The sequence below is a fragment of the Actinomadura sp. KC06 genome (genome assembly GCF_004348735.1).
GTDB lineage: Bacteria > Actinomycetota > Actinomycetes > Streptosporangiales > Streptosporangiaceae > Spirillospora.
The window spans coordinates 144,206-150,365 of record NZ_SMKT01000003.1; the positions used below are offsets into that span (position 1 = coordinate 144,206).

A 6,160-nucleotide genomic window follows, 5' to 3' on the forward strand; every position below is an offset into this window, starting at 1 on the left:
GACTAGTCCGCGTTCTCATCGGACGGCTCGGTGAGCGGCAGCAGCACCTGGAAGCGGGTGTCGCCGGGCAGCGACTCGACCCGGATGTCGCCGCCGTGCCGGTTCGCCACGATGCGCCATGAGATGTCCAGCCCGAGGCCGGTGCCCTGCCCGACCGGCTTGGTGGTGAAGAACGGCGTGAAGATCCGGCCGAGGTTCTCCTCGGGGATGCCCGTCCCGGTGTCGCCGATCTCCACGAGGGCCTGGTCGTTCTCGCGCGCCGTGCGGATCGTGAGCGTGCCGGACCCCTCCATCGCGTACAGCGCGTTCACGATCAGGTTCGTCCACACCTGGTTCAGCTCCGCCGCGTAGACCGGGACGGGCGGCAGGCCGGGGTCGTAGTCGGTCTTCACCACCACGTTCTGGCCGATCTTGCGCTTGAGCATGGTGAGGGTGCTGTCGAGCAGCTCGCGCAGGTCGGCGCGCTGGTGGGCGGCGCGGTCGAGCTGGGAGTACTGGCGCGCCGAGTCCAGCAGCGCGGTGATCCGGCCCATCGCCTCGGAGATCTCCGCCTGGAGCTGCGCGACCTCCATCACCTCGGTGAGCCAGCGCATCGCGCCCGGCAGGTGGTCGCCCGCCGCCGCCGCGACCTCCGCGGCCTGCTCGACGCCGATCCCTGCGGCGACCAGGCCGGGCGCGAGCTCCCACGCGTCGCCGACGCCGTGCTCCTCCAGCCAGTCGCCCAGCTCGTCCTCGGCGTCGCTGACCTCAAGCGGGCTCCGCCTGGCCAGCTGCGGCTGCAGCGCCGGACGCAGCGCGACCAGCGCGCTGAGATGCCTGCAGTCGACGCCCTGCGCCGCGAGGTCGGCGAGGCTCCGCTGCGCGCCGAGCAGCCGTTCGCCCAGCTCGGTGCTGGCCCGCGCCGCCGCGGCGGCCGGGTTGTTCAGCTCGTGGGTGAGCCCGGCGGTGATCGTGCCGAGCGCGGTGAGCCGCTCCCGCTGGTCGACGACCCGCCGGTTGTTGGTCATCCCGAAGAAGATGCCCTCCAGCAGGTGGGCGGCCATCGGGAACCAGCTGCGGACGGACTTGCCGAACTTGCGGGCCGGCAGCACGAACATCCGGCAGTCCCGCGCCGCCCGGAGCGAGTGCTGGTAGATCTGCTCGATCTTGTCGCCCAGGTACGCCTGGACGGCGCCGCCGTAGGTGCCGGGACGCGACGTCCGGGTCACCTCGACGATATGGCCCCGGACGTTCGTGGACAGCACCATCTCGCCGTCCAGCAGCACGTACAGGAACTCGGCGGGTTCGCCCTGCGCGCAGATCACGCCGTCCGCGGGGATCACCTCGACCGTCCCGTGCTCCGTCAGCCAGGCCAGCTTGTCGTCGTCGAGGTCCTCGAAGAGGAACAGCTCCCGCAGCTCCTCGGGTGACGTGCTTGTCATGCCTGCTCCAGGTAACGGTGGACGAGCGCGACCGCCATGGCGCCGTCGCCGACCGCGGACGCGACGCGCTTCATCGACTCCGCGCGGACGTCGCCCGCGGCGAACACGCCGGGGACGCTGGTCTCCAGGTGGTAGGGCTGCCGGACGAGCGGCCACCCGGCGGGGCGGCGCCCCCCGGCGACGAGGTCGGGGCCCGTCAGCACGTAGCCGTTCTGGTCGCGCTCGACGAACCCGTCCAGCCAGCCCGTGCCCGGCTCGGCGCCGATGAACACGAACAGCCAGTGCGCGTCGATCGTCTTCTTGCCGCCCGGCCACGCGAACGTGAGGCGCTCCAGCCGGTCGGCGCCCTCCGCCGCGCAGACCGTCTTGCCGGTGTGGACCTCGATGTTCGGCGTCTCGGCGATCTGCTCGATCAGGTAGTGCGACATCGACCGCTCCAGGCCGTCCGCCCGGACGATGACGTGCACCTTCCTGGCGTACTTGGCGAGGTGGACGGCGGCCTGCCCGGCGGAGTTCGCGCCGCCGACGACGGCGACCTCCTCGTCCGCGCAGGACGGCGCCTCGGTGAGCGCGGCGCCGTAGAACACGCCGCGCCCGACGAAGTCGTCCACGCCCTCGGCGTTGAGGCGGCGGTAGGACACGCCGGAGGCGAGGATCACGGCGTGCGCGGCGATCTCGGTGCCGTCCGCGAGCCGGGCGACGCGGGCGTTGCCGCGCGCCTCCAGCGCGGTGACCTCGCCGGCCTGGAGCAGCTCGGCGCCGAACCGGTCGGCCTGCCGGCGGGCCCGCTCGGCGAGCTGCGCCCCGGTCACCCCGTCGGGGAAGCCGAGGTAGTTCTCGATGCGGGAGCTCTGCCCGGCCTGGCCGCCGAGGGCGCGCCGCTCCACGACCACCGTGTTCAGGCCCTCGGACGCGCCGTACACGGCCGCGCCCAGCCCGGACGGCCCGCCGCCGACGACGATCAGGTCGTAGAAGCCGGTGGACGGGGTCGTCGACAGCCCGATCGCGGACGCCAGCTCGGCGTCGGACGGGGCGCACAGCGTCGTCCCGTCCGCCGTCACGATCAGCGGCAGCTCCGGGGACCCGGCGGCGGCGACGAGCTGGGCGCCCTCCGGGTCGCCGTCCATCAGCCAGTGGTAGGGCACCTGGTGGCGGGCGAGGAAGTCGCGGACCTCGTAGCAGCGGGCCGACCAGCGGTGCCCGACGACCCGTAGCTCCCGGGGAGGGTGCCGGTCGGTGCGCGCCCACGCGTCGAGCTGGGTGTCGATCACCGGGTAGAACTTCTCGTCCGGCGGGTCCCACGGCTTGAGCATGTAGTGGTCGAGATCGACGACGTTGATCGCGCGGATCGCGGCGTCGGTGTCGGCGTAGGCGGTGAGCAGGACGCGGCGGGCGTACGGGTACAGGTCCATGGCGTGTTCGAGGAACTCCACGCCGTTCATCTCGGGCATCCGGTAGTCGGCGAGCATCACGGCGGTGTCCTCGCCGCGCAGCCGCAGCTCGCTCAGGGCCTCCAGGGCCTGCCGGCCGGACTCGGCGCGCACGATCCGGTACGACTCGGCGTACCTGCGCCGCAGGTCACGGGCCACGGCCCGGGACACGCCCGGGTCGTCGTCGACCGTCAGAAGCACTGGCTTAGGCAACGGGCCCCCTCGTTCCTGTACATCCCTGGACGAAAGCCTACGTGCCCCCCGCACCCCGGGACCGGGGCGGCTCCGCGCCATCGGTCATGATCGTGGCATGGACCTGCGTGTTGCGCTGATCGGATACGGCACCGGCGGCTCGGTGTTCCACGCGCCGCTGATCTCGTCCGTCCCCGGAATGCGGCTCGCCGCGGTCGTCACCGGGGACCCGGAGCGGCAGCGGGCCGTCCGGGAGCGGTACCCGGACGCGGAGGTCGTGGACGGCGCCGACCGGCTGTGGGGCGCGTCGGGGAACTACGACCTGGTGGTGGTCACGGCGCCGAACCGGCAGCACGTCCCGCTGGCCAGGACGGCGCTGACCTCGGGCCTCCCCGTCGTCGTGGACAAGCCGGTCGCGGCCTCCGCCGCGGACGCCCGGTCGCTGGCGGCGCTGAGCGCCGTCCGGGGGATTCCGGTGTTCCCGTTCCACAACCGGCGCTGGGACGGCGACTTCCGGACGGCGCAGCGGCTGATCGGCTCGGACGTCCTCGGCGACGTCCGGCGCTTCGAGTCCCGCTTCGAGCGCTGGCGGCCCGAGGTGAAGAAGAGCTGGAAGGAGAGCACCGACCCGCGCGACGCGGGCGGCATCCTGTTCGACCTGGGCACGCACCTGATCGACCAGGCGGTCGCGCTGTTCGGGCGTCCCGGCTCGGTCTACGCGGAGATCGACACGCGGCGGCCGGGCGCGGCGGCACCGGACGACGTGTTCGTGGCCCTGACCCATCCCGGCGGCGTCCGCTCCCACCTGTGGGCGAGCGCGACGGCCGCGCAGCTCGGCCCGCGGTTCCGGGTGCTGGGGAGCCGCGCGTCCTACGTCGTGCCCGGGATGGACGCGCAGGAGGAGCAGCTCCGCGCGGGCCTCACCCCGCAGGACCACGGCTACGGGATGGCCGCGCCGGAGTCGTACGGCCTGGTCGGCACGCCCGGCGACGAGCGGCTCGAACCCACCGCGCCCGGCGCTTACCAGGACTTCTACGCGTCCGTGGCCCGCGCCCTAACCGGCGACGCGCCCCCTCCGGTGACGCTCGCCGACGCGATCACCGGCCTGGAGATCGTCGAGGCCGCCGCCCGCTCCGCCGCCGAACGCGCCGTCGTCGACCTCGACGAGGTGTAGCGCGGCCTGGGCGACGCGCTGCGGGCTAGAGGACGGAGACGTGGACGTGGTCGTAGTGGTTGGCGGTGATGCTGCCGCGGTCCTCCATCTGGCGCCAGCCGCCGCTGCTGCGCATGTCGTAGATGCGCTGCTTCCAGATGACGTACTTGATCCCGAGCCGGGACGCGTTGCTGATCACGTACTGGGCGACCTGGTCGCCGTGCGCCTGGGCGGAGGCGCTCGGCATCCGCCCGCCGGTGCTCTCCATGAAGTCGCAGGCCCGGCCGGAGCCGTGGTCCTGCGGGTCGCCGGGACGCGAGCAGCCGATGGACGGGAACGGTCCGAACCTGCCGTCGATCGCCAGCAGGGCCGTGCGCATCCGCGCGGTCATCGAGTTGCCCGTGATCGGGGACTTGGAGCCGCTCACGCCGTCGGGCCGTCCCGCGGGGGCCTGCGTCCTGGCGACCTCGGGCTTGTACTTGGCGAGCAGCTTCTGGACGCGGGTGCGCTGGCTCTCCAGGTCCTCGATCTCCTTCTTGACCGCGTCCAGCTTCGTGGCGGCCGTCGCCTGCGACTGCGTCGCCTTGGCGTTCAGAGCCTGCAGGGCCTGCAGCCGACGGTTGTTGTTGCGGCTGATGTGCTCGACCACGGCGGCGTCGTGGACGGCGCTGCCCGGCTCCGCCGAGGAGATCATCGGGACGATGTCGAGCCGTCCGGTCATGTAGGCGGTGGAGGCGAGCCGGGCGACGCCCGCGCGGGCGGCGTCGTACTCCCGGTTCGTCCTGGCGGCGTCCGCGGCGGCGCGCTCGGCCGCCTTCTTCGTCTCCTCGAGGGTGACGAGCTCGCCGCGGTACTCCTTCGACAGCTTGGCCGCGCGCTTCTGGAGTTCCGCGTACTTCTTCTTGATGTCCTTCGGCTCCTGCGGGAGCCTCGCCGCGCTCCCGGACGCCGGCGGCAGCGCCACCGCGAGGCCCGCCGCGAGGGCGAGGGCCGCGAGGCGCCGCCCCGCTCTGCGCCGCCCGCCCGAGCGGGCCGCCGTGCCGGGGGGATCGAGGGCCGCCACAGATCACTCCTAGATAACAAAGCTCAAGATTGGCGGCACGCTACCACAATCACCTAATTCGTCTCACATGCATCAAAAAACACATAGCGTGACATAAAGGCTACCGAGGACCGCGTGGTCCACGATTCGGGGGCCGGACCGCCGCAGTGCGGCGGTCCGGCCTCGGATACGGCCGCGGATACACCCTCGGTACGGCCCGGACGCGGCCCCGGTTCAAGCGCCGACGAGCTCGTCCCAGCGCGGGATCCGCGGCTCGGACAGCAGCCGCAGGCCCGCCTCGGCGAGCGTCCTGTCGCCCTTGCGGTTGTTGCACTTTCCGCAGGCCAGGACGGTGTTCTCCCACGTGTCGCCGCCGCCGCGCGACTGCGGGTGGACGTGGTCGATCGTGTTGCCGCGCCTGCCGCAGTAGCAGCAGCGGCCCCGGTCGCGCAGGTAGACGCCGCGCTTGCTCCAGGGCGGGCGGCGGCCGTGCCGCCAGCGCATCGCGACGTACCTGACCAGCCGCAGGACGCGCGGCACGGGGAAGCTCCCGAAGGTGCGGCCCTCCTCCGCCTCCTCGACCACCGCCACCTCGCGGACCAGCATCCGGATGGCGTGCCGCAGATCCACCTTCTGCAGTGGCTCGTACGACGCGTTCAGGACGAGCACGTTCACCGGGTCACCTCCCTAGCCCGTGCCGCTCCCCCGCCAGGATTCGAACCTGGATATCCGCATTAACGGTGCGGCGTTCTGCCGTTGAACTACGAGGAAATGTTCCGGCAATTATCCGGCTTCCGGGCATTTCCCGGAAGCCTCCATAAGAGTGCCGATACACGGGCGCGGGAGGCAACGCATTTTCGCCCCGCCGGCGGGGCGCAGCGGGCCTGCCGGGGCTCAGCGGGCGGGGCTCAGCGGGCCGGGG

At 72.5% G+C, this 6,160-nt stretch carries 5 protein-coding genes and 1 tRNA gene; 1 reads left to right on the forward strand and 5 read right to left on the reverse strand.

Annotation, left to right across the window (positions count from 1 at the left end; genetic code table 11):
* Positions 1-2: 2 nt before the first annotated feature.
* On the reverse strand, positions 3-1,421 hold the full coding sequence (locus E1287_RS02285; RefSeq protein WP_131963042.1) for an ATP-binding protein: 1,419 nt from the start codon (positions 1,419-1,421) through the stop codon (positions 3-5).
* Positions 1,418-3,052, reverse strand: a complete 1,635-nt coding sequence (locus E1287_RS02290) for an FAD-dependent oxidoreductase (protein ID WP_243718515.1) — start codon at positions 3,050-3,052, stop codon at positions 1,418-1,420. The genes E1287_RS02285 and E1287_RS02290 overlap by 4 nt, the downstream gene beginning before the upstream one ends.
* 109 nt (positions 3,053-3,161) lie before the next feature.
* Between E1287_RS02290 and E1287_RS02295 the strand changes: the two genes are divergently transcribed.
* Positions 3,162-4,217, forward strand: coding sequence for a Gfo/Idh/MocA family oxidoreductase (locus E1287_RS02295; RefSeq protein WP_131963046.1), 1,056 nt, complete (start codon positions 3,162-3,164; stop codon positions 4,215-4,217).
* Between the two features lie 25 nt (positions 4,218-4,242).
* Here E1287_RS02295 and E1287_RS02300 read toward each other — a convergent pair whose 3' ends face one another.
* The 3 genes from E1287_RS02300 to E1287_RS02310 all read right to left on the reverse strand — a co-directional run bounded on the left by E1287_RS02300 (position 4,243) and on the right by E1287_RS02310 (position 6,009).
* Complete coding sequence (locus tag E1287_RS02300; protein WP_243718517.1) at positions 4,243-5,259, reverse strand: hypothetical protein; 1,017 nt, start codon at positions 5,257-5,259, stop codon at positions 4,243-4,245.
* Between the two features lie 213 nt (positions 5,260-5,472).
* Complete coding sequence (locus E1287_RS02305) at positions 5,473-5,913, reverse strand: HNH endonuclease (protein ID WP_131963048.1); 441 nt, start codon at positions 5,911-5,913, stop codon at positions 5,473-5,475.
* 25 nt (positions 5,914-5,938) lie between these two features.
* Positions 5,939-6,009, reverse strand: a tRNA-Asn gene (locus E1287_RS02310).
* Between the last annotated feature and the right edge of the window lie 151 nt (positions 6,010-6,160).